This is a genomic window from Desulfovirgula thermocuniculi DSM 16036 (assembly GCF_000429345.1).
In the GTDB taxonomy this organism is placed as follows: domain Bacteria; phylum Bacillota; class Desulfotomaculia; order Desulfotomaculales; family Desulfovirgulaceae; genus Desulfovirgula; species Desulfovirgula thermocuniculi.
The window spans coordinates 1-22110 of record NZ_AUBR01000051.1 but is presented as its reverse complement, the minus strand read 5'-3'; the positions used below and the strand labels follow the sequence as shown (position 1 = coordinate 22110).

General features: G+C 60.9%; 17 protein-coding genes, 1 tRNA gene and 1 riboswitch. Of the genes, 16 read left to right on the top strand and 2 right to left on the bottom strand.

The window, feature by feature from the left end; genetic code table 11:
• The first annotated feature begins 405 nt into the window (after window positions 1-405).
• From G454_RS18865 to G454_RS0111485, 4 genes are read left to right on the top strand one after another with little or no spacing between them, the layout of a single operon-like run.
• Complete coding sequence (locus tag G454_RS18865; RefSeq protein ID WP_156896742.1) at window positions 406-1773, top strand: DUF512 domain-containing protein; 1368 nt, start codon at window positions 406-408, stop codon at window positions 1771-1773.
• Window positions 1727-3043 carry a ribosome biogenesis GTPase Der gene (gene der / locus G454_RS0111495; RefSeq protein WP_027718750.1) on the top strand — a complete coding sequence of 439 codons (1317 nt, stop codon included), beginning with the start codon at window positions 1727-1729 and terminating at the stop codon, window positions 3041-3043. Before G454_RS18865 ends, der begins: the two co-directional genes overlap by 47 nt.
• A 17-nt stretch (window positions 3044-3060) precedes the next feature.
• A complete protein-coding gene (gene plsY, locus G454_RS0111490) occupies window positions 3061-3633 on the top strand; it encodes a glycerol-3-phosphate 1-O-acyltransferase PlsY (RefSeq protein WP_027718749.1) in 573 nt (190 codons plus the stop codon).
• Window positions 3634-3642: 9 nt separating this feature from the next.
• Window positions 3643-4701 (top strand): NAD(P)H-dependent glycerol-3-phosphate dehydrogenase, encoded by a 1059-nt coding sequence (locus tag G454_RS0111485; RefSeq protein ID WP_027718748.1) that lies wholly within the window; start codon window positions 3643-3645, stop codon window positions 4699-4701.
• A 44-nt stretch (window positions 4702-4745) separates the two neighbouring features.
• Here G454_RS0111485 and G454_RS0111480 read toward each other — a convergent pair whose 3' ends face one another.
• Window positions 4746-5408, bottom strand: a complete 663-nt coding sequence (locus G454_RS0111480; protein WP_027718747.1) for a C40 family peptidase — start codon at window positions 5406-5408, stop codon at window positions 4746-4748.
• Between the two features lie 192 nt (window positions 5409-5600).
• Between G454_RS0111480 and spoIVA the strand changes: the two genes are divergently transcribed.
• The 5 genes from spoIVA (at window position 5601) to G454_RS0111455 (ending at window position 10737) form a co-directional block, all read left to right on the top strand.
• Window positions 5601-7079 (top strand): stage IV sporulation protein A, encoded by a 1479-nt coding sequence (spoIVA, locus tag G454_RS0111475; protein WP_027718746.1) that lies wholly within the window; start codon window positions 5601-5603, stop codon window positions 7077-7079.
• A 115-nt stretch (window positions 7080-7194) separates the two neighbouring features.
• Window positions 7195-8472 (top strand): homoserine dehydrogenase, encoded by a 1278-nt coding sequence (locus tag G454_RS0111470; RefSeq protein WP_211230071.1) that lies wholly within the window; start codon window positions 7195-7197, stop codon window positions 8470-8472.
• Between the two features lies 1 nt (window position 8473).
• Window positions 8474-9385 (top strand): homoserine kinase, encoded by a 912-nt coding sequence (thrB, locus tag G454_RS0111465; protein ID WP_027718744.1) that lies wholly within the window; start codon window positions 8474-8476, stop codon window positions 9383-9385.
• Window positions 9386-9399: 14 nt separating this feature from the next.
• Window positions 9400-9723, top strand: a complete 324-nt coding sequence (locus G454_RS0111460; RefSeq protein ID WP_027718743.1) for a hypothetical protein — start codon at window positions 9400-9402, stop codon at window positions 9721-9723.
• Window positions 9724-9779: 56 nt separating this feature from the next.
• A riboswitch (cyclic di-AMP (ydaO/yuaA leader) is annotated at window positions 9780-9952 on the top strand.
• Between the two features lie 2 nt (window positions 9953-9954).
• Window positions 9955-10737 carry a LysM peptidoglycan-binding domain-containing protein gene (locus G454_RS0111455; protein ID WP_027718742.1) on the top strand — a complete coding sequence of 261 codons (783 nt, stop codon included), beginning with the start codon at window positions 9955-9957 and terminating at the stop codon, window positions 10735-10737.
• 57 nt (window positions 10738-10794) lie between these two features.
• Here G454_RS0111455 and G454_RS0111450 read toward each other — a convergent pair whose 3' ends face one another.
• Window positions 10795-12471, bottom strand: a complete 1677-nt coding sequence (locus G454_RS0111450) for an ABC1 kinase family protein (protein ID WP_035107687.1) — start codon at window positions 12469-12471, stop codon at window positions 10795-10797.
• A 127-nt stretch (window positions 12472-12598) separates the two neighbouring features.
• Here G454_RS0111450 and G454_RS0111445 point away from each other — a divergent pair, with 127 nt between their 5' ends.
• The 7 genes from G454_RS0111445 to G454_RS0111415 all read left to right on the top strand — a co-directional run bounded on the left by G454_RS0111445 (window position 12599) and on the right by G454_RS0111415 (window position 21706).
• Window positions 12599-13348 (top strand): 2-phosphosulfolactate phosphatase, encoded by a 750-nt coding sequence (locus G454_RS0111445; RefSeq protein ID WP_051276287.1) that lies wholly within the window; start codon window positions 12599-12601, stop codon window positions 13346-13348.
• Between the two features lie 86 nt (window positions 13349-13434).
• A complete protein-coding gene (locus G454_RS0111440; protein WP_027718739.1) occupies window positions 13435-13857 on the top strand; it encodes a DUF4912 domain-containing protein in 423 nt (140 codons plus the stop codon).
• Window positions 13858-13872: 15 nt separating this feature from the next.
• The gene (locus G454_RS0111435) at window positions 13873-16656 is read left to right on the top strand and encodes a 1,4-alpha-glucan branching protein domain-containing protein (protein WP_035107686.1); all 2784 of its coding nucleotides are present in this window, start codon (window positions 13873-13875) and stop codon (window positions 16654-16656) included.
• A 5-nt stretch (window positions 16657-16661) separates the two neighbouring features.
• Complete coding sequence (gene glgP / locus G454_RS0111430) at window positions 16662-19223, top strand: alpha-glucan family phosphorylase (RefSeq protein WP_027718737.1); 2562 nt, start codon at window positions 16662-16664, stop codon at window positions 19221-19223.
• 23 nt (window positions 19224-19246) lie between these two features.
• On the top strand, window positions 19247-19618 hold the full coding sequence (locus G454_RS0111425; RefSeq protein WP_027718736.1) for a CBS domain-containing protein: 372 nt from the start codon (window positions 19247-19249) through the stop codon (window positions 19616-19618).
• A 109-nt stretch (window positions 19619-19727) separates the two neighbouring features.
• Window positions 19728-19802: transfer RNA gene (locus tag G454_RS0111420), tRNA-Val, on the top strand.
• 1100 nt (window positions 19803-20902) lie between these two features.
• Complete coding sequence (locus G454_RS0111415) at window positions 20903-21706, top strand: UPF0236 family transposase-like protein (RefSeq protein WP_027718735.1); 804 nt, start codon at window positions 20903-20905, stop codon at window positions 21704-21706.
• The last annotated feature ends 404 nt before the right edge of the window (window positions 21707-22110 follow it).

Genomic DNA, 22110 nt, shown 5'->3' with positions numbered 1-22110 from the left:
GTCGGCAATTCAGAACCTCACCGGCGTCACGCTCCCTACGTCGGGGTCGTTGGCCCTGGAGGCGTCCAGCACCGGGGGAGCAAAAAGCTGGCGGCAGGCCTGATTGCTCTCTACGGCCACGTCTGACGCATATGTAACCGGATGGTATGCTCATGCTGGTGTTTATTTCCTGAGGCCGACTCTGTGGTGGCTTGTTTAAACCATCTACGGTTTGGTTTCAAGGCAGGTTCCTCGAGGCGTTCGTTTGGGTGATGGGGTCTCATAAGGGAAATTTTCTTGTGAGGGCACCTACTGAATCTTGACACGGACAGGACCTTCTCGGAGCTTGTGCTATAAAGGGCGGTGCTCTATACTAAAAGGTAGTTTTGTTTTAAGTTGCCGGTAAAGAAAGGGAAGGGGTTTTTCGTGCCTGCCAGGGGTCTAGTAGTAAGGGAAGTGATGCCGGGTAGCATAGCCGCATTGCTGCGCATCGAGCCGGGTGATCGTCTGCTGGCCGTTAACGGGCAGCCCCTGCAGGACGTGCTGGACTACAGGTTCTTTGCCTGCGACGAGGAAATCAGCCTGCGGGTGTTGAAGAAAAGCGGCGAAGAGCGGGTGTACGACCTGGAGAAGGAATTCGACGAGGATTTAGGCCTCTTCTTTGAGGGCGAGGGGCTGGAGCCGCTGCGGCGTTGCCAGAACCGCTGTCTTTTTTGTTTTGTGGACCAAATGCCTCCCGGCATGCGCCCCACCTTGTACTTTAAGGACGACGATTACCGCCTTTCCTTCCTGCACGGTAATTTCATTACCCTCACCAACCTCCGGGAAGCCGATTTCCGGCGCATCGGCGCTTTGCGCTTGAGCCCCTTGTACGTTTCCGTGCATACCACCAACCCTTCCCTGCGGGAGAAAATGCTCGGCCACCGGCGGGCGGGCCGCATCACGGACCAGTTGAAAAGGCTGGCCGGAATGGGCATCGAACTGCACACCCAGATTGTGCTCTGCCCGGGCCTAAACGACGGCGGGGAACTGGAGCGCACTTTGAACGACCTGCTATCCCTTTGGCCGGCGGTGCGCTCTGTGGCCGTGGTTCCCGTGGGCCTCACCCGCTACCGGGAGGGGCTCTATCCCCTGCGGCCCTTTTCGCCCCGGGAAGCCCGCCTGGTGCTGGAAGAAGTTCACCGCTGGCAGGAACGCTGCCTGAGCCGGTGGGGGCAAGCCGTGGTTTACGCCAGCGACGAATTCTACCTGCTTGCTGGCGAGGAGGTGCCGCCGGCGTGGCGTTACGACGACTTTCCCCAGACGGAAAACGGCGTGGGGCTGGTGCGCCTTTTTGCGGACGAGTGGGCGGGTCTCTTGTGCCGCCTCCCCCGGGCGATTGAGCGAGGGCGCTCGCTTACGCTGGTGACCGGCGAACTGGCTGCCGGCTTGCTGGGCCGGGTGGTGGAGAGGTTGAACGGCGTCCAAAACCTCCGCGTCGACCTGGCCGTGGTGCCCAACCGCTTCTTCGGGGAGCAGGTGACGGTGGCCGGCCTGCTCACCGGGCGGGACATCTGTGAGGCCTTGCGGGGAAGGGAGCTGGGGGAAACGGTGGTCCTGCCGGGGGCGGCGGTGCGCCTGCCGGAAGGCCTGCTTTTGGACGACCTTACTTTAGACGAACTGTCACGCCGCCTGAGCCGACCGGTGGTCCTGGCCGGCAGTCCCAAGGAGTTGCTGGACATTTGCCTGAAAGCGGGGGATGGTCACCTTGCCCAAGCCAATAGTGGCCATTGTGGGGCGCCCCAACGTGGGTAAATCCACCCTTTTTAACCGGCTGGTAGGAGGCCGGGTAGCCATCGTAGAGGACCAGCCCGGTATTACCAGGGACCGCCTTTACCGCGACGTGGAATGGGGCGGGCGCACTTTTACCCTCGTGGATACCGGCGGCCTAGACTTTGCGGAGGAAGAAGGCCTTCCCTCAATGGTGCGGAGGCAGGTTGAGCTGGCCATTGAGGAAGCCGACGCCATTTTATTCCTCGTCGATGCGCGGGAGGGGCTGACCCCCACGGATGAGGCTATCGCCTCCCTCCTGCGGCGCACCAGGAAACCGGTTATCCTGGTGGCCAACAAGGTAGAAAACTTTACCAGGGGCGCACAGCTGCTGGCAGACTTTTACCGGCTGGGCCTGGGTGACCCCCTGCCCGTTTCGGCCGTCCAGGGGATGAATACGGGGGACCTGCTGGACCGCCTGGTTTCCCTCCTTCCGGAGAGCGAGGAGGTGCTCGGGGAAGGGGATGCCGTGCGCATTGCCGTGGTCGGAAGGCCGAACGTGGGCAAATCCTCCCTGGTCAACGCCATCTTGGGAGAGGAGAGGGTTATCGTCAGCGACGTACCGGGCACTACCCGCGATGCCGTTGACACCTTCTTTACCCGCCAGGGGCGCCGCTATGTGCTGGTGGACACGGCTGGCATCCGCCGCAAGAGCCGCATAAACATGCCTGTAGAGAGGTATAGCGTTATCCGCGCCCTGCGGGCCATCGACCGCAGCGACGTGGCCCTCATCCTCCTGGATGCCCGGGAGGGGGTAACCGAGCAGGACAAACGCATAGCGGGCTACGTTCACGAGCAGGGGAAAGCCAGCGTCCTGGTAGTTAACAAGTGGGATTTGGTGGAGAAAGATAACCGCACTGCCGACCGCTATACCCAGGAAATACGCCGCGACCTTTCCTTTATGACCTATGCGCCGGTGGTCTTCATTTCCGCCCTCACCGGCAAGCGCGTGCCCAGGGTGCTGGAAATGGTGGACGTGGTGGCCGAGCAGTCCTCCATAAAGATACCCACGCCGGCCTTAAACAGCCTCATCCGGGATGCCACCCTGCACAACCCGCCTCCCGCGGACCAGAAGCGCAGGTTGAAAATTTACTACGCCACCCAAGGGGGCATCAAACCGCCCACCTTTATCCTTTTTGTCAACGAGCCTGACCTCATGCACTTTTCCTACCTCCGCTACCTGGAAAACCAGCTGCGGGCGGCCTATAGCTTTGTGGGTACCCCTATACGTTTCATATTGCGACAGAGGGAGTAGTTGCTGGGGGTATGCTTATGGGCTTTTTCCTTGTCGTGCTCAGCTACCTAATTGGTTCCATCCCCGTGGGTTACCTTCTGGGCCGGATGAAAGGGGTCGACATCCGCCTGCACGGAAGCGGCAACATCGGGGCCACCAATGTGTGGCGCACCCTGGGCCCGGCGGCGGGGGTTACCGCCCTGGTGCTGGATGTGGCCAAGGGGCTGGTGCCCGTGCTCCTGGGGAAAAGCACCGGGGGCGACGCCCTGGCCCTGCTCTGCGGCCTGGCGGCCATTGCCGGGCACAGCTGGTCCGTGTTCCTGGGCTTTCGGGGCGGCAAGATCATTGCCACAAGCCTGGGCGTCTTCCTGGCCCTGTCGCCCGTGGCGGCCCTCCTGGCGCTGGGCATCTGGCTGGCGGTGGTCGTCCTCTCCGGGTACGTTTCGCTGGGCTCAATTGTGGCGGCTGCCTCCATGCCTTTCTTGATGCTGGCCCTCCGCCAGCCGTGGTCTTACGTGCTCTTCTCCCTTGTGGCGGCCGCCGTGGCCGTTTACAAGCACGTGCCCAACATCCGCCGCCTGCTGGCGGGGACCGAGCCTAAGATTCGCTAAGGGGAAGGAATGAGCGTGGAACAAAAAGTAGCCGTTCTGGGGGCCGGGAGCTGGGGCACGGCCCTGGCCGCCCTGCTGGCCGGCAAGGGGTACCGCGTGGAGGTATGGGCGCGGCGGCAGGAGCTGGCCTCCACCATTAACGCCGAGAGGCAAAACCGCCGCTACCTTCCCGGGGTAATCCTGCCGCCCAACGTGCGGGCACAGGTAGACCTGCCGGCGGTGCTCGAAAACGCCTGTGCGGTTGTCTTTGCCGTCCCTTCCCATGCCTTCCGGGAGGTTTTGAGGGCCGCGTTGCCCTGCATTCCCAAGGGAGCCATGATAGTCAACGTGGCCAAGGGCATCGAGGAAGGCAGCCTCCTGCCCCTTTCGCGGGTTTTTGCTGGCGAGGCGGGGGAGGAGGAACTCGGGCGCTATGCGGTCCTCTCCGGCCCCAGCCATGCGGAGGAAGTGGGGCGGGGAATACCTACCGCCGTGGTGGTGGCCAGCACCAGCATGACCTGCGCCGAGGCGGCCCAGGACCTCTTCATGACCGCCGCCTTCCGCGTCTACACCAACCCCGACGTGGCGGGTGTGGAGCTGGGCGGGGCTTTAAAGAACATCATTGCCCTCGGCACGGGTATTGCCGAGGGCCTGGGCTTCGGGGATAACACCAAGGCGGCCCTCATGACCCGCGGCCTGGCGGAAATAACCCGCCTGGGCATGGCGCTGGGGGCAAACCCCCTTACCTTTGCCGGGCTTGCCGGGGTGGGAGACCTCATCGTCACCTGCACGAGCATGCACAGCCGCAACCGCCGCGCGGGGATTGAGATAGGCCGGGGCAAAAAGCTGGAGGAGGCGCTGGCCAGCGTGCAAATGGTGGTGGAGGGCGTGCGCACCACCCGCGCGGCCCGCCTGCTGGCCGCCAGGTGCGGGGTGGAGATGCCCATCACGGAGCAGATTTACCGCGTGCTCTTCGAGGGAATGCCCCCGAGGGAAGCGGTGGCCAACCTGATGACCAGGGGTCGCCGCCGGGAAATGGAGGAGGTGGCCCTGGCCGCCGGGCTGTGGAGGCCGGAGCGGGGTAGATGAAAAAGGCCTGCCGCAAATGCGGCAGGCCTTTCGAGTGCGCGCCGCTAGCGCAGAATCCTCCTGGCGCCCTTGTAGTTGGCCGCGTAGTACGGTTCGTAAAGGGAGGAGTACTTCACGCCGGCCCGTGAAGAAGCGTGAATGAACTGACCGTCTCCCACATAGATGCCCACGTGCTCGATGCCCGGGCGCCCGTAATAGCTGAAGAAGACCAGATCCCCGGGCGCCAGCTGATCCATGCTCACCGGTATGCCCAGGCCGGCCTGGGCTGCGGCGTTGTGGGGCAGGTCGATACCCACTTGGCCGAAAACGTACCTGGTGAATCCCGAGCAGTCAAAAGTGTAGGGCCCGCTGCCACCGTAGGCGTACGGGCTGCCCAGCAGGGATGCGGCTTTTGCCAGCACCAGCCGTGCGTCCGGCAGGCTCCCCCGTGAAACCTGGGGCGGTGGTTGCTGGGAGGGGGAGTTATCAACCTGGGGGGCATCGTTTACGGGGATGACGAGCACCTGCCCCGGGTAGATGAGGTGGGTCCAGATGTTGTTGGCTTCCTGGATGGCCCTCACGGTGGTCCCGTACATCCTGCTGATGCGGTAGAGGGTGTCCCCGGGCACAACCGTGTAGGTGACGTCGGCCCAGGAAGCGCCCGGCAAAAACCCCCAGAGGGCAAAAGCCAGGCACGCGGCGTAGGCCAGCCGGGCAAGCTTGCTCATCGTCCATCTCCTCCGGCAACTTTTTTTCTTTACCAGGATTGTCTCCTACATTTTTATGGTACTTCGACATAAAGAAAAAGTTTCCTCCCCGCCGCCGCAACTTTTTTCCTGCCTGGATGAGGTCATATTCTTTGCATGGGCAAGTATATATATATTGCTAAAGTGTGCCAGCTTTAGGGAGGGAGGCCGCTCATGGAAAGGCTGGATATCTTCCGGGATATAGCCGAGCGTACCGGCGGGGACCTTTACTTGGGAGTAAGCGGGGGCGTGCGCACGGGAAAGTCGACTTTTATCAAGCGCTTTGCCGAGCTGCTCATGATTCCCAATATCGAAAACCCCTACGACCGGGAAAGGGCCAAGGACGAACTGCCGCAGAGCGGCGCCGGCAGGATCATCATGACCACGGAGCCGAAGTTTGTGCCCAGCGAGGCCGTGGAGGTAGCCATTTCGCCCAACCTGAAGGTGAGGATGCGCCTGGTGGACTGTGTGGGTTACCGCGTGGAGGGAGCCCTGGGGTACGAAGACGAAAGCGGCCCGCGCATGGTTTCCACCCCCTGGTTTGAAGAACCTATTCCCTTCCAGGAAGCGGCGGAAATCGGCACGCGGAAAGTTATTTCCGAGCACTCCACCATGGGCGTGGTGGTCACCACCGACGGCAGCATCACCGACATTCCCCGGGAAAACTACGTGGAAGCGGAGGAAAGGGTAATTGCCGAGTTTAAGGCCATCAACAGGCCCTTCCTGGTCGTCCTTAACAGCGCCCGGCCGCGGGATCCCGATACGGTGGCCCTGGCGGAGGAACTCTCTGCCAAGTACGACGTTCCCGTGCTGCCCGTGGACTGCCTGCAGCTCACCCACCAGGACGCCCTCTTTATCCTGGAGACGCTGCTCATGGAGTTCCCGGTTAACGAGGTTAACGTCATGCTGCCCTCCTGGGTGGAGGAGCTGGACATCAACCACTGGCTGCGGCAGCGCATTGAGGACGCGGTGCGCGAGACCGTGCAGAACGTGCGCCGCCTCAGGGACGTGCACGGCGCCGTGGAAAGGCTGGGCGATTACGATTTCGTGCACGCGGTTAACCTGACCAAAATGGACATGGGCACCGGCGTGGCGGCCATCGAGATAAGCTCGCCTCCCGAGCTCTTCTACCGGGTGCTCAGCGAAGAGTCCGGGCTGAGCATTACCGGCGAGCAGGAGCTTTTCCGCCTTGTTAAGGAGCTGGCCGTGGCCAAGCGCGAGTACGATAAGGTGGCCCGGGCCCTGTCCGAAGTGCGGGAAACCGGTTACGGTGTGGTTACGCCGAGTCTGGAAGAAATGATCCTGGAAGAGCCGCAGCTCATACGCCAGGGGAACCGTTTTGGCGTGAGGCTGAAGGCCAGCGCCCCTTCCATCCACATGATCCGGGCGGACATTGCCACTGAGATCACCCCCATCATCGGGACGGAGAAGCAGTGCGAGGAGCTTGTGCGCTACATGCTCACCGAGTTTGAGACCAATCCCCAGAAGATCTGGCAGTCGGAGATCTTCGGCAAGTCCGTGCACGAACTGGTAAGAGAGGGCATACAAAATAAACTGCATCGCATGCCGGAGAACGCGCAGGTTAAACTGCGGGAAACCATACAGAGGATCGTAAACGAGGGCAGCGGGGGCCTAATTTGCATAATTATTTAAACCGGTCTCGAACCGGTTTTTTTGTTTGCCCCCTGAAAAGGAACGGTGATAAAATATCCCCAAGTAAAGCAACTCATCCTTTTCCGGAAGGAGAGGGTAAGCTTTGCCGAATACCATTAAGGTTGCGCTGCTGGGGCTGGGGACGGTGGGGCGCGGGGTTTACCGGCTCCTCACCGCCAATGCCTACAGCATCGCGCAAAAGGTGGGTGCCGCCGTGGAAATTGCCCGCATCCTCGTCCGTGACCCGGGCAAGGACCGGGGCGTGGCGGTGGAGCCCTCCCTTCTCACCACCTCCTACGGCGACATCCTTGAGGACCCGGAGATATCCATCGTGGTAGAGGTTATGGGGGGAATCAGGCCCGCGCTGGATTACGTCATGGCCGCCCTGGAGCGGGGCAAGAGCGTCGTCACCGCCAATAAGGACCTCATTGCCGCCCACGGGAGGGAACTGCTGCAGGAGGCCATGGCCAGGAACGTGGACCTCCTCTTTGAAGGCAGCGTGGCCGGGGGCATACCGATTATACGCCCCCTCAAACACTGCCTGGCCGCAAACCGTATCCGGGAAATCATGGGCATTATTAACGGGACAACTAACTACATCCTCACCAAAATGACGTTTGAAGGCACCGACTTCCTGGAGGCCCTGCGGGAAGCCCAGGCCAGGGGGTACGCGGAGGCAGATCCTTCGGCCGACGTGGAGGGCCTGGATGCGGCGCGCAAGCTGGCCATACTGGCCTCCATTGCCTTTAACACCCGCGTTGCGCTGGACAGCGTTTTTGTGGAAGGCATTTCCCGCATCACCGCCAGGGACATTGCCTACGCCGGTGAGCTTAATTACGTGATTAAGCTGCTGGGCATTGCCAAGGATACCCCGGAGGGGGTTGAGGTGCGCGTTCACCCCACCATGATTCCCAAAAACCACCCGCTGGCTTCCGTAAACGACGTCTACAATGCCGTTTACGTGAGGGGCGACGCGGTGGGGGAGGTTATGTTTTACGGACGCGGCGCCGGCGAGATGCCCACGGCCAGCGCAGTGACGGGCGACATCATGGAAGCGGCCCGGCGCGTGCTCCACGGCGCCCCGGCCCTGGTGGGCTGCACGTGTTTTGCCGAAAAACCCGTCAAGCCCGTGGGGGAAATTGAAAGCAAATATTACGTACGGCTGCTGGTGGCCGATCGCCCAGGGGTGCTGGCCTCCATAGCCTACGCCTTCGGAGACAAGGAGGTAAGCCTGGCCTCCGTGATCCAGAAGCATTCCGACGGCGAGAGGGCAGAAATTGTCATGGTCACCCACCGGGTACGGGAAAGGAACATGCAGGAAGCCCTGCAGCTGGTGGAGCGCCTGAGCTCGGTGTACCAGGTCGGCAGCTGCATTCGCGTGGAAGGGGATTAGCATGGTCCGCGTGCAGGTTCCGGCCACCACCGCCAACCTGGGCCCCGGCTTTGATTGCCTGGGCATGGCGCTGAAGTTCTACAATACCGTGGAGATGAGCGTTTATGCCGAAAAGCGCCTGGTCATCGAGGTGCTTGGTGAGGGCGCCCAGGAAATCGCGCGGGACGAGAGCAACCTGGTTTACCGGGCGGCCAGGATGCTTTTTAAGAAGGTCAACCTGGGCCCCCCGGGCCTGCGTATCCGCCTCATCAACAATATTCCCCTGGCGCGCGGGTTGGGGAGCAGTGCCGCCGCCGTGGTAGGAGGGCTGGTGGCGGCCAACATCCTGGCGGGGAACAGGGTACCTTTTCGCGAAATTCTCAATATGGCCCACCAACTGGAGGGCCACCCCGACAACGTGGCGCCCGCCCTCATGGGCGGGGTGGTGGTGGCGGCTGTGGTGGAGGGGGAGGTGCGCTGCCTGAAGATTGACCCTCCCCCGGGGCTGAAAGTTGCCGTAGCCATACCGGATTTCCACCTGGCCACCCACGCCGCAAGGGAGGTGCTGCCCCAGCAGGTGGCGCTGGCCGATGCCGTCTTCAACCTGAGCAGGGCAGCCCTGCTGGTAGCTTCCCTGCAGCAGGGCAGGCTGGACATGCTCTCCACGGCCATGGAGGACAGGCTCCACCAGCCATACCGCGCCTCCCTCGTTCCGGGGCTTAAAAAAGTTCTGGCCGCCGCCCGCCTGGCCGGGGCACGCGGCGCCTGCCTGAGCGGGGCCGGGCCTACGGTTGTTGCCTTTGCCGACAGCAATCTGGAGCACATTGCCAGGGTGATGAAGGAAACTTTTAGGGAAAACGGCGTTAACGCCCGCACCCTGGTCCTGGAGCCCAGTACCGTGGGCGTGCGGGCTTTGGAGATAAAAACGAAGTAAAGGGAGGCGGGAGGTTGCAGAGGCCGAAGCCACCGAGGTTTGAGCAATTCCGGGAGATGCTTTTAAGCGTAATAAGGGACAAGGTAAACAAGGAGGTTGGCCCTGCCACCCCCTGGCTGGAAGTGGGAGACGAGCGCACCCGAGGAGAAATCCTCCAGGCTTTTAAGCGCCGGTTGGAAAGCGAGTACGGCACGGAACTGGTTGTGGAGCCGCACCTGCTGCACCTGGATCGCCCGGTGGAGAGCGTGGCCATCCAGCTGCACCATGTTTTCAATACCGTCTACCTTATCGAGCGCATTAACGATAAGATACGCGAAAGGCAGAAGTACCGCTATTAGCCGCCAACTTGGTATATATTACCACTTGGCATTAGTGTCGAAAAACCTGTATAATTGTAGAAAAAAGGCCGAATCCCTGCCAGGAAGCAGGGTACGGGGGAAAACCAACCAGTTAACCGGGGTGAATCCGCGTTGCTGCCGTGGAGGAGGTGGTGGCTGCGGCGCGCGGTAGGGTGTCCTCCTCACCCGAACCCAGCAACTAACCCCGGAGGCCGTCCGAGGAGGTAAGGCATGAAGCGCCCTTTTATTTTGCTGCTGGCGTTGGCGGCTTATTTTTTGCTGCCCTTCGGCCCTGCGGTTGCGGCCACGCACACCGTGAGCCCCGGGGAATCCCTCTATCTCATTGGCCGCGCGTACGGGGTTACCGTGGAAGAACTCAAGCGGGCCAACGGCCTGCAGGGCGACCTGATCTATCCGGGACAACAGCTGTACATCCCCGCACAAAGTAACCTCTACGTGGTGCAGCCCGGCGACACGCTTTACCTGATCGGCCTGCGTTACGGCGTGAGCTACCAGGCCATTATGGCGGCCAACGGGCTGACGAGCTCCCTCCTTTACCCCGGGCAGAAGCTCCTCATTCCCGCAGCCGGGGGCGGGACAGGGTGGCCGGCCAGCAGGAGCGGGGTTTACCCCGGTCCCATCAGCTACAGCCGCGCGGACTTTGACCTCCTGGCCAGGCTGATTACCGCCGAGGCCGACTCGTGCTCTTACCTCACCAAGGTGGCGGTGGGAGCGGTAGTGGTCAACCGCGTGAAGAGCCACCTCTTTCCGTCCACCATTCCCGGGGTGATTTACCAGGTGGACGAGACCGGCTCTTACCAGTTCGAGCCGGTTTTAAACGGCTGGATCAACCGGCCGGCCAGCGAGGAGGCTAAAAGGGCTGCGCTGGAGGCTTTAAGCGGCGTGGATCCCACCAACGGTGCCCTTTACTTCTTTGAGTCCTGGGTGCCCAACTCCTGGCTCCAGTCGCGCCCGGTCAGCCGCATCCTGGACGCCTTCACCTTTACCTACTGACGGACAAGAAAAAGAACACAAGGCGCCCCTAAAAGGGGGCGCTTTCATTATGCGTTTCTAAAAGCGGCGCGAGCGCAGGATGGAGAAGATCAGCGCCAGGCTGAGAATACCGCCTGCCAGGAGCAATCCCTCCAGGACGGGTATCCCCCAGAGGGTGTTGTAGCCCCGTCCGAGGAGGAGGGAAGAGCCCACGATGAGGGATCCCAGCAGGATGCTCAACACCAGCCGGTTGACCATGGCGTTGAGCTGGGAAAGCACCTGGCCTAGTTCCGGGTTGACGGTTTTGACGATCAGGCCGCCGCTGGCGGCCAGGTCCAGCAGGCGGTCCACCTTGCGGGGCAGCCGGCCCAGCAGGCGGCCGTATGCGGTGAGGCCTTCGTGAAGGAGCCTTTTGACTTTCTGCAAGCCGATGCGCCGGAGCAAAAGCTGGCTCCCCAGGGGACGGGCGATTTCCACCATGCTGAGCTGCGGGTCGAGTTGCGCCACCACCCCTTCCGCCACCACCAGGGACTTTACCAGGAGTGTAAACTGGGTGGGCACGCGAATGCGGTGCTTGAAGGCCACGCCCATGATATCCCGCAGGGCCTCGCCCAGGCTGATCTCGCTGAGGGGGATGTCGTAATATTTTTCCCGCAGGGCATCGACGTCCTGGTATAAGACGTTTCTGTTGACGTGGGGCGGTATTACGCCCAGGTCTTCTATGGCCCCCAGCACCTGTGCGGTGTTGCGGCGGATGATCCCCAAAACAAGGTCGCCGATGGTTTCCCTCTGCTCCTCGCTCAGTCTGCCCACCACGCCGAAGTCCAGGAAGGCTATCCGGTTTCCCGCGAGGGCGGCCAGATTGCCGGGGTGGGGATCCCCGTGGAAAAACCCGTGCTGCAGTATCTGCCGCAGGAGGGCCCTGGACAGGCGCCTTGCCAGCAGGTCCCTCCGGATGCCCATGCGGTCCAGCGCCTCCGGATCGCTTAATTTTGCTCCCATGAGGTATTCCATAGTCAGCACCCTGCGGGTGGTGTAGTTCCAGTAAACCGCGGGTATGTAAACCGTTTCATCGCCGGCAAAGTGGCGGCGGAAGGTTTCCGCGTTTTGGCCTTCAACGGTAAAGTCCATTTCCCGGCGGAGGATCTTCTCGAATTCCCCGACGAAGTCTTCAAAATGGTAGACTTCCCTCCACGGGCTGTGCCTGTCCACCAGCCGCGCCACGTCGTGCAGGATCTCCATATCCGTGGCCACCAGTTTTTCCGCCTCGGGCCGCTGCACCTTCACCACCACCGGCGTCCCGTCCTTTAACCTGGCGCGGTGAACCTGGCCTAAGGAGGCGGCAGCCAGGGGGTGCTCCTCAAACTCTTCAAACACGGCCTCCGGCGGCAGGCCGAGCTCTGCCTGCAGGCACTGCCGCACCAGGGAAAAGGGAAAGGGGGGCACCTGGTCCTGCAATTTTTCCAGCTCCGCTATGTACGGCGGCGGTAAGAGGTCGGCGCGGGTGGACAGCACCTGGCCGAGCTTGATAAAAGTGGGGCCCAGCTCCTCCAGCACGAGGCGCAGCCGTCTGGCGGGTGAGGGCTGTTCTCCTACCGGTGCGCCCTTACCTACCCTCAAGCGGCGTCCCAGGTTTAAGAGCTCACCCAGCCCCAGCTGGTGGAGGATGTACCCGAAACCGTGCCTGGCCAGGACGTTGGCTATTTCGCGGTAGCGGGAAAGGTGCCTGTAGCGCTTATGCCAGTACGGGTGCACCGGCCACACTTCCCTTCGAGAGGCATTACCCTTCGCTTATTTTTTCCATCCCGGCCTCCCAAAACCCTCTTGGGGCCCCGGCGGCGGTATAATAAATCCGGTAGTGACTTTTACACCGGGAGGGAAAGTGCTGCCCGTGCGCATCGACCTTGTACCGACGGCGGAGGAAATAAGACCCCAGGATCTGGCCGGCCGGACGGCAGTGGTTTTCGACGTCCTGCGGGCTACCAGCACTATGGTCACCGCCCTCTCCCACGGTTGCCGGGGGGTGATACCGGTGGAAACCGTGGGTGAGGCCCGGGAGCTGGCCGCAAGGCTGGCCGCAAAAGGAGAGCCCGTCATCCTGGCGGGGGAAAGGGGCGGTCTGAAGGTGCAGGATTTCCCCTGCGGCAATTCCCCGCTGGAGTTTTCCCCGGAGGCGGTGGGAGGCAGGTGGCTGGTGCTTACCACCTCCAACGGTACGCGGGCCATCTGCCGCGCGGCGGAAGCGGCAGGCCGCGTGCTGGTAGGCTCCCTTTTAAATGCCGGGGCCGTCGCCGGGGAACTCATGAAGGGGGACGGCGACGTGGTCTTGATTTGCGCCGGCTCCGGGGGTTCCTTTTCGCTGGAGGATGCCCTGGCGGCGGGGGTGGTCATTGCCGAAATGGGCGTGAAGGACCCTTCCTGCCTTTCCGACCTGGCGGTGGCCGCGCTGCACCTGGCCCGGGCCTATGCGGAAGATTTTTTTGCCGCCTTCACGCACTCCCGCCACGGCAGGAAGCTCCTGCACCTGGGCAGGGAAGCAGACCTGCGGTGGTGCGCCCGGAAAGACGCTTATGCCGTTGTGCCGGCTGTTAAAAAAGGTAACGGTTTTTGGCTCGTACAAATTGACTGGTAAGTAAATGCATGATATAAAAAAATTAGAAGAAGGGAAGAGGAGGGTTTGGGTCATGTGTACCTAGTTTTACCAGGGGGGTGTATTCCATGCCCGCACACTTGAGACCATCCTTTTTCAACCTCCTGGTGGCCTTGCCCCAGGACCCGTACAACCTGTATGTGTACTGGTCCTTTGCTCCTGAAAGGCTGAAGGTGCTGCGCAGCTTCCTGCAAAAGTGTGGGGAAAAGCCCCAGCTCGTGTTGCGGCTGAGCCTTAACCCGCCTTCACCGTTGACGGAATTGGTCGTGCCCCTGGAGGAAACGGGCTGTTCATACATTCACCTCCAAGAACCCCTCACCGGCTACGGCGTGGAGATCGGCTTTAAGTCCCCAGAGGGAAAGTTCTTCTCCCTTGGCCACACCCCTGTTAACGGCCCCACCCCGGCAGCAGAGCACCTCCTGCCCCCACAGCCAACCCACCAGATGCTTACCCCGGGTTACTTTCCCCTGGAGCTCTACAGGTGGTCCTGAAAAGAGGTGAGTTTCATGGCACCCAGCGGGGCAGCCGGTTACCTGGCTTTTCTGTTGCACGCCCACCTGCCCTTTATTCCCTGCGAGGGGGAAGAGATCTCGCTGGAAGAAAAGTGGCTATTTGAGGCCCTCACGGAATCCTACCTGCCCCTTTTAATGAGCTGGGAAAAGCTGGACGCACGGGGCCTTGACTTTAAGCTCACCCTCTCCCTTTCTCCCACGCTCATGAGCATGCTCCTTAACCCCTTGATTCAGGAGCGTTATGTGCGCTACCTGGACAAGCTCCTGGAGCTGGCCGCCCGGGAAGAAAGGAGAACCGTGGGGGAACCGGCTTTCCGCAACCTGGCGCTGTTCTACCAGCAGCGCCTCGTGGAAATAAAAAGGGCGTATTGCGATACATACCGCGGGAATCTGCTGGCCCCTTTGAAGAGGCTGGAGGAAAAGGGCCACCTGGAACTGATTACCACTTGCGCCACTCACGGCTACCTGCCCCTCATGATTACCCCTGAGGCGAGGTACGCACAGATAAAGATAGCCCTGGACTATTTTGCGCAGGTCATGGGAAAAATCCCCGAGGGCTTCTGGCTTCCGGAGTGCGGGTACACCCCGGGTTTGGAAGATCTCCTCCATGCGGCGGGGGTGAAGTACGTGGTCTTGGCCACCCACGGCTTTCTGGGTGCCTCCCCGCAGCCCCCCTTTGCCGTTTATGCACCCGTTTTGCTTAACGGCAAGGTGGCAGCTTTTGGCCGCGATTGGGAGACCTCCCACCAGGTGTGGAACAGGCTTACGGGCTATCCCGGAGACCCGCATTACCGCGAGTTTTACCGGGATATCGGTTACGACCTGGAACTGGATTACCTGCAGCCTTTCCTGGTGGGCGGTGTGCGGGGCGATACGGGGTTTAAATATTACCGCATTACCGGGAAAGGGGCCGAAAAGGAGCCCTACGATTTCGAGGCGGCCTGCGGGAGGGCAAAAGAGCACGCTCGAGACTTCGTGGCCAACCGCCGGCGTCAAATAGCCCACTGGTCCGCCCTCATGGAGGAACCGCCGGTGGTGGTCGCGCCTTATGACGCCGAGCTTTTTGGCCACTGGTGGTTTGAGGGACCGTACTGGCTGGAAAACGTGCTCGAACTGGCCTGCGGTCCCGGCCAGAACTTCCGGCTCACCACTCTCGGGGCCTACCTGCAGCGCCATCCCCCCCGCCGGGAGGCAGTGACGGGCTTTTCCAGCTGGGGGGATGGGGGCTACCACAAGGTCTGGCTTAACCCTGCCAACGACTGGCTCTACCAGGGCCTCCACCAGGCAGAAAAGGCCATGCAGGCCATGGCCGAAGGCGGCGCCCGCGGTGGCTCCCTGGAAGAGCGCCTCATTAAGCAGGCGGCGCGTGAGTTGCTGCTGGCCCAGAGCAGCGACTGGGCCTTCATCCTCACCAACCAGACGGTGGTGGAATACGCGGCCAGGCGGGCCAGGGAGCACCTGCAAAACTTCTTCAGGCTTTTTGACTGCTACCGCCGGGGTGTTCCGGACGCGGAACTTCTGGCCCGCCTGGAAGCAAAGCACGGCCTTTTCCCCTCTCTCGACTACCGGCATTACTGCCGCCCCGGCTACCCGGCGGCCTTTTGCCCACGGGAGGAGGATGGGCTGTTGGTGTGCATGCTGGCCTGGGAGTACCCTCCCCATCACGTGGGGGGCCTGGGCGTGCACGTCCGCGACCTCTCCCGAGCGCTGGCAAGGTGCGGGGCGCAGGTGCACGTGCTCACCCTTTCCCCGGAAGGCAGGTTTACATGGGAGGTAAGGGAAGGTGTTTTCGTGCACTACCTTCCCCGGCGGTATCCTCCCGGAGGAGATAGTTTTCTTTACTGGGTGCTGCAGTTCAACCTGGAAATGGCCGACCTGGGCAAGGAGATCTTGACCCGCCTTGCCCCGCGAAGGGCCATCCTCCACGCTCACGACTGGCTGGTGGCCCAGGCGGCCTGGGAATTGAAGGAAGCCCTGGGCATGCCCTTGGTGGCCACCATTCACGCCACTGAGTACGGGCGGCACCGCGGCCTGCACAATGAGCTGCAGCGGACCATCCACCGCATTGAGGGGGAGCTGGTGAAAAGCGCCCGAAAGGTGATCTGCTGCAGCCGCTACATGGCTGCGGAAGTAAGCCGGCTCTTCGGGCCGCCTGCAGGGGCTATAGAGGTAATCCCTAATGCCGTGCAGCCCATTGAAATCAGCCACCATGCGGGGGAAGACAGCTGCACGGTCCTCTACGTAGGGCGGCTGGTGCCGGAAAAGGGGGTCCAGGTGCTGCTCCGGGCCTTTGCCCGCCTCGTAAAGGCATACCCCGCGTCCACCCTGGTTGTTGCCGGCACGGGGCCCTATGAGGACGAGCTCAAAGAACTGGCCGGGCGCCTGGGAGTGGCGGACCGGGTAACCTTCACCGGTTTTGTTTCCGAAGAAGCCCGCAACAGGCTTCTGGCCAGGAGTGCGGTGGCCGTTTTCCCCAGCCTCTACGAGCCCTTTGGCATAGTGGCCCTGGAGGCCATGTCGGCAGGGGTGCCGGTGGTGGTGTCCCGTGCCGGCGGCCTGGCCGAAATCGTCGAGCACGGGGTGACCGGCCTCACGTTTGCTCCGGGGGACGACGAGGATCTCTATCGCTGCCTGGAGCAGCTTTTCAGCCAGCCGCACCTGAGGAGTGAGCTAAAGCGGAGGGCGCGCGAAAAAGTGGCCCGCGAGTATACCTGGGAGGCGGTGGCCAGGAAAACCCTGGCCGCTTACCGGGAAGTGTTAAAAGGAGGTAACGGTTGATAAAAATGCCTTCTTGGCGCTATTTTACGGTTAAGCCGCGGCTGCCTGCCGCACTGGAGCCTCTATATGAGCTTGCCGCCGACTTTTACTGGCCGCTCTTCCACGAAACCTTTGACCTCTTCCGCCTTCTGGACCCGGAACTGTGGGAGCAATGCGAGCACAACCCGGTGGCCTTCCTGCACCGGCTGGGCGGCGAGAAAATGCGCGAGGCCGCCGCGAGCAAGGCTTACGTGGATAAGCTGGAAGAGGTGTACAGGGCTTACCGCGAGTACATAGAGGGGCATTCCTTCCCTTCCGAAGGGCGGGAGCTGCCCTTTTGCCGGCAGTGCATAGCTTACTTTTCGGCGGAGTTTGGCATTGCCGAATCCCTGCCCATGTATGCCGGCGGCCTGGGCGTGCTGGCCGGCGACCTCATGAAATCGGCCAGCGACCTTGGGCTGCCCCTGGTGGGTGTGAGCCTCCTGTACAGGCACGGCTACTTCCGGCAGCGCATCAATGTTTTCGGCCGCCAGGAGGAAATCCATCCCTACTATGACTTTTACTCCCTGCCCCTGGAGCAGGTACGCAGGGAGGACGGCATGCCGCTTACCGTGGCGGTGGAAATGCCCGAGCGACAGGTCCACGTACTCATCTGGCGTGCCCGCGTGGGCCGCCTCTCCCTTTTCCTCCTGGACACGGACAGCCCCCTAAACCTGGAAATTGACCGGGGCATAACCGACCGCCTTTACCGCGGCGCGGACATTGAAAGGCGCCTGCAACAGGAAATGATTCTGGGCATAGGGGGGGTACGTGCCCTCTACGCCATGGGCATAGAACCCGTTGCCTACCACCTCAACGAGGGGCACTCCGCTTTCCTGGTGCTCGAGCACATCCGCCAGCTTATGCAGAAATACCGGCTCGACTTTGCCGCCGCCAGGGAGCTGGCGGCAAGTGCGCACATCTTTACCACCCATACCCCTGTACCTGCCGGCATTGACCTCTTTCCCCACTATTTAATTGACAAGTATTTTACCGCCTATTATCAAGAGATGGGACTTACCCGGCAGGAGTTCTTTGCCTTGGGGCGTAAAGATCCCCATAACCAGCACGAGCCTTTTAACATGGCCGTGCTTGCCCTGCGCCTTTCCTCCTGGGCCAACGCTGTCAGCCGCCTGCACGCCCGCACGGCTAGGCGGATGTGGCAGGACGTCTGGCCGGAAGTGCCGGAAGAAGAGCTGCCCATAGAAGCCATTACCAACGGCGTGCACCTGCCGACCTGGACCGGGCCGGAAATGGCCGGCCTTTTCGACCGCTACCTGGGCCAGGTTTGGCGCGAAAGGCCACAGGAGAAGGCAACGTGGGAGAGGGTAAGGGAAATTCCTCCGCGGGAAATCTGGCAGGCGCACCAGGCCCAGAAAGACCGGCTGGTCGAGTTTGTCAGAAAGAGGCTGGCCGCCTCCCTGCGGGAACGCGGGGCCAGCGAGCGGGACGTGAGGGAAGCTGCCGAAGTCCTGGACCCTGCCGCCCTGACGGTTGGCTTTGCCCGGCGCTTTGCCGCTTACAAGCGACCGGCCCTCATCTTTCAGGATGTGGAGCGGCTGGCCGCCATTTGCCGCAACTCGCGATACCCCGTGCAGTTTATCTTTGCCGGCAAGGCCCACCGGCGTGACGAGGAAGGGAAGAAGCTCATTGAGAAAATTGTGGAGTTCACTGGGCGGGAAGAATTCAAAGGGCGGGTAATTTTCCTGGAGGATTACGACATGAATGTGGCCAGGCACATCCTGCAAGGGGTGGACCTGTGGCTGGCCAACCCCCGCCGCCCCATGGAGGCCTGCAGCACCAGCGGCATGAAGGCGGTGATCAATGGTGCCCTGCATGTGAGTACACTGGACGGGTGGTGGGACGAAGCCTGGACGCCGGAAGCCGGCTGGGCTATTGGCAGGGGGGAAGAGTACGCCGACCAGTCGTACCAGGACGAGGTGGAGGCCAGGCTACTCTATGACCTCCTGGAGAAGGAAATAATCCCCCTGTACTACCGGCGCGATTCGTGGGGCCTTCCCCTGGAATGGGTGGAGATGATGAAAAGGGCCATCGTGGCCTTTGCACCGGTATTCAACAGCCACCGCATGGTTCTGGAATACTACGAGAAATTCTACCGCCCGGCGGCAGCTTTTTATGAGAAGTTAAAGGAAGGGGGGCAGAAGGAGGCCAGGGAACTGGCCGCCTGGAAAAAGTGGGTGGAGGAAAACTGGGGCCAGGTGAGGATAGAGAAGGTGGAAACGGGCGAACCTTGGTCTCTAAGGGAGGGGGATAGCCTGACGGTGGAAGCAGTGGTTTTTCTGGGCACCCTGCGTCCCGAAGACGTGCAGGCCATGGTTTACTGCGGCCCTGCCGGGGCAAGGGGAGAAATTTTGCGCGGCGAAAAAGTGGTCATGGACCCCGTGCAGGACCTGGGAGAAGGCAGGTACCTCTTCCGCGGCAGCCTTCCCTTCAGGTACAGCGGGCGGTACGGTTATGCCGTGTGGCTGGTGCCCTACCGCAAGAGCCTTGCCCGCCTTCTATACGGTCACCTGGCTCTTTGGGGTTAATCCAAAGGGAAAGGAAGGAGAGAATGCTGGCTAAAGATATCATGTCTGCCCCTGTAGTGACCATCAACGCCCGCGCGCGCATCCACGAGCTCACCAAGCTTCTCGCGGAGCACCACTTCAGCGGCCTTCCGGTTTGTGACGACCTGGGGCGGGTGGTGGGCGTTGTGAGCTCGGCGGATCTCCTGAACATGAAAGGGGGGCAAACGGTAGCCGACATCATGAGCCGCGAGGTCGTCGGCGTTACCGTAGACACCCCTGTGGAAGAGGTTGCCGCCGTGCTGTCACAGAAAAAAATCAAGCGGGTTCCCGTTTTCGACGGGGAAAAGCTGGTGGGCATTATCAGCCGCTCCGATGTGGTGGCGGCAATGGCCAAAATGAAGTGCACCCTGGCCTAGGACTCTGGTGAGGCAGCCCCGGGAACCAACGGGGCTGCCTCACAAGTAAATTTTCTCTTGCCTTTTGACGCTGCGCGTGCTATAATTTTTGCTGCAAGTGAAAAAGGGCGGGCGCGTAGCTCAGTGGGAGAGCGCTTGACTCACATTCAAGAGGCCGTAGGTTCAATCCCTACCGCGCCCACCAAAAGGGCCGGAAGCCCCGCGAGAGCGGGGCTTCTAGATTTTCGAAAACCGTTGAAAATCAAGGGCCGGGCGGGGTGGCATAGAAAAACGTTTGCAAAAGTTAGTCCAGTTAGTCCGGTTATTTTCGGGTTAGTCCAAGGTAGTTCGTTAGCAATCCGTTAGCAAACCGTTAGCAAACTCTCGGCGGGGAGGGGGGACCGGTTCCGCCAGCAACCGGTTCGAAAAACAAGTTACCGAAAACGGGAAGGCGCGCGGGGTTACCTGCACGCCCCGCGCACTTCGCCCAGCGTGGACTCCCGAAAAAAGCCCTTCCGGGAACCCCATCGAGAGGTTCCCGGAAGGGCATCCCCGATCGCAGCAAAAACCCGGAAAGTCCGTGGCCGCCCGAGGCAATTTTACCACAATCCCGGGCGGGGTGCCAGGGGGAATTTCGTCGAAAAGTGGGCGGGCCGGGGTCTTGCTCCCGGTCTCGCGCGGGTGCCCCGCGCGAGACTCCGGAAGGGGGAGGGGAACGCTTTTTGGCCCACGCCCCGGGGAAAAAAAAGACCCGCGGGTCAGCTTCCCCGCAGAACCGACAGGTGGTGGTATCCGAGAGGGAGAGATCCTGCCCTCCAAGGCTATCTTACCGCGCCTGCCGTCCGGAGGCAAGGAGAATTGTCCCCTTCTGGCGCCTACTGAAATTTTACACGGCCTTTTGTCGAAAAAAATGGGCCGTAACAGAGCGGCCTTGCCGGCATAAACCCTCTTTTCATGCCCCTGGACTGTTGCAGTTAGCTTGCCATTATGCCTCCCCCGCGGGCCGGAAGAAGGGAGAGGAGGACCCTTCTCCAACCCGCGGGGTAGCTCCCTGGAGTGGACACGAGTGCAACAGGTGAGCTTTGTAAAAATAAGGCAACAGCGAGGATACCACCACTTGGTCAATGTTTCCACAAACTCTTCTGTCCCCAGCCTGCAGGGTTTTTGGGGTTCTGCCAGTCCGGCATTTTCCCTTGCAAAGCCCCATCGAGTAAAATTATTTCGGGGGTAAGGAGGAGTAGCCTAAAAAAAGAAGAACCTCACTCCGAGTGGGAAACCAACACGAACGGAGGGGAGTGAGGTTCAATGAGAAAAGTGTTCAAGGAGATCATACCGCAAGGAAGTTTCACATTCAAGGACCTGGTCATGGAAATCATTTTTATTTTAGGTGAGAAGCTGGCAAAAGCACTTAGCATGTTGCTTGTAGGGCTTGATGACGCTCTTTGTTTCAAGGCGAGATGCAGCGGTGAGCTCAAGGGTTGGGAGTCCATTGGGAAGAAGGAACGCTCGTTGATAACTTTGTTTGGATTAGAGATTCGCTACAAGCGACGTGGCTACAGGAGAGAGGGACCGGATGGCTACGAATACCGCTATCCTCTGGATGAGCTTTTAGGGCTCAAGAAAGAGGAGCGATTCTGTCCACTAGTTCAACAAATTGCGGTGGCATTAGCTGCGAAGATGTCCTACCGAGAGGCAGCCCTTTTTATGCAGGAATTTCTTTTAGTACCTGTGAGCCACCAGGAGATACACCGGTGGGTCCAGGAAGCAGGTGAGGCCAGATTAGCCGAGCAGGAGAAGGAAAGGGAGGCCTTTTTTGAGCAGGGGGAAGTTAAAGAAGGCCGGAGGGAGGCTGAGCTTGTAGTTATTGAGGCAGACGGGGTGTACATTCCCCTTCAGCGTACAGGAGGGGCCAAGAGGGCAGAGATCAAGTTAGGGACCATGCATGAGGGATGGGAGGCGGAGAGTCCGTCTAGGAAACGCTTTCGTCTCAGAGGGAAAGAATGCTGGGGAGGGGTCATGGAGAAGGAAGCCTCTCTCAGTAAGGTCCCAAAATTTCCGCAAAACTCTTTAAATCAGCCTTTTTCATTTTTCAAAGAAGGTGGTGATTGATAATAATACCCATATACGTCTATGTCTGGAAGTACGTGGTGTAAAGTTCTCTTGGGGTTGCTCACGGAACAAATTTTTCGCGCGCGTTAACACCCCCACACCTCGCCCTGGTGATGTACCCTCTCATGCCTCCCAGGGTGCCGTGTACCAGCCGGCCCCAAACTTTCCTTCGTCCCACCTGCCCAGGGGTGGAGGCTGCCTTGCTTTTGGACAGGGTCCTATTGGCCCTCATGGCTTCTTACTTCCGGCTCTCCACGCTGCACGGTTCTCAAGGAACGCCAAGCAAAGGCACTAAGAGCTCACTAACAAGCGTCAATTTGCTGCTGCCATCACCTTCCGCCTGCAGCCCAGGGAGACGGAAGGAAAGTTCAGGAAGAAGAACAGCCTAGGCAGCTGCTCTCACT

Bases quoted from the DNA above. Each gene is read 5' to 3' on its own strand.
- plsY (WP_027718749.1), top strand. From the start codon at position 3,061: ATGGGCTTTTTCCTTGTCGTGCTCAGCTACCTAATTGGTTCCATCCCC.
- G454_RS0111485 (WP_027718748.1), top strand. From the start codon at position 3,643: ATGAGCGTGGAACAAAAAGTAGCCGTTCTGGGGGCCGGGAGCTGGGGC.
- G454_RS0111480 (WP_027718747.1), bottom strand. From the start codon at position 5,408: ATGAGCAAGCTTGCCCGGCTGGCCTACGCCGCGTGCCTGGCTTTTGCC.
- spoIVA (WP_027718746.1), top strand. From the start codon at position 5,601: ATGGAAAGGCTGGATATCTTCCGGGATATAGCCGAGCGTACCGGCGGG.
- thrB (WP_027718744.1), top strand. From the start codon at position 8,474: ATGGTCCGCGTGCAGGTTCCGGCCACCACCGCCAACCTGGGCCCCGGC.
- G454_RS0111455 (WP_027718742.1), top strand. From the start codon at position 9,955: ATGAAGCGCCCTTTTATTTTGCTGCTGGCGTTGGCGGCTTATTTTTTG.
- G454_RS0111440 (WP_027718739.1), top strand. From the start codon at position 13,435: ATGCCCGCACACTTGAGACCATCCTTTTTCAACCTCCTGGTGGCCTTG.
- G454_RS0111435 (WP_035107686.1), top strand. From the start codon at position 13,873: ATGGCACCCAGCGGGGCAGCCGGTTACCTGGCTTTTCTGTTGCACGCC.
- glgP (WP_027718737.1), top strand. From the start codon at position 16,662: ATGCCTTCTTGGCGCTATTTTACGGTTAAGCCGCGGCTGCCTGCCGCA.
- G454_RS0111425 (WP_027718736.1), top strand. From the start codon at position 19,247: ATGCTGGCTAAAGATATCATGTCTGCCCCTGTAGTGACCATCAACGCC.
- G454_RS0111415 (WP_027718735.1), top strand. From the start codon at position 20,903: ATGAGAAAAGTGTTCAAGGAGATCATACCGCAAGGAAGTTTCACATTC.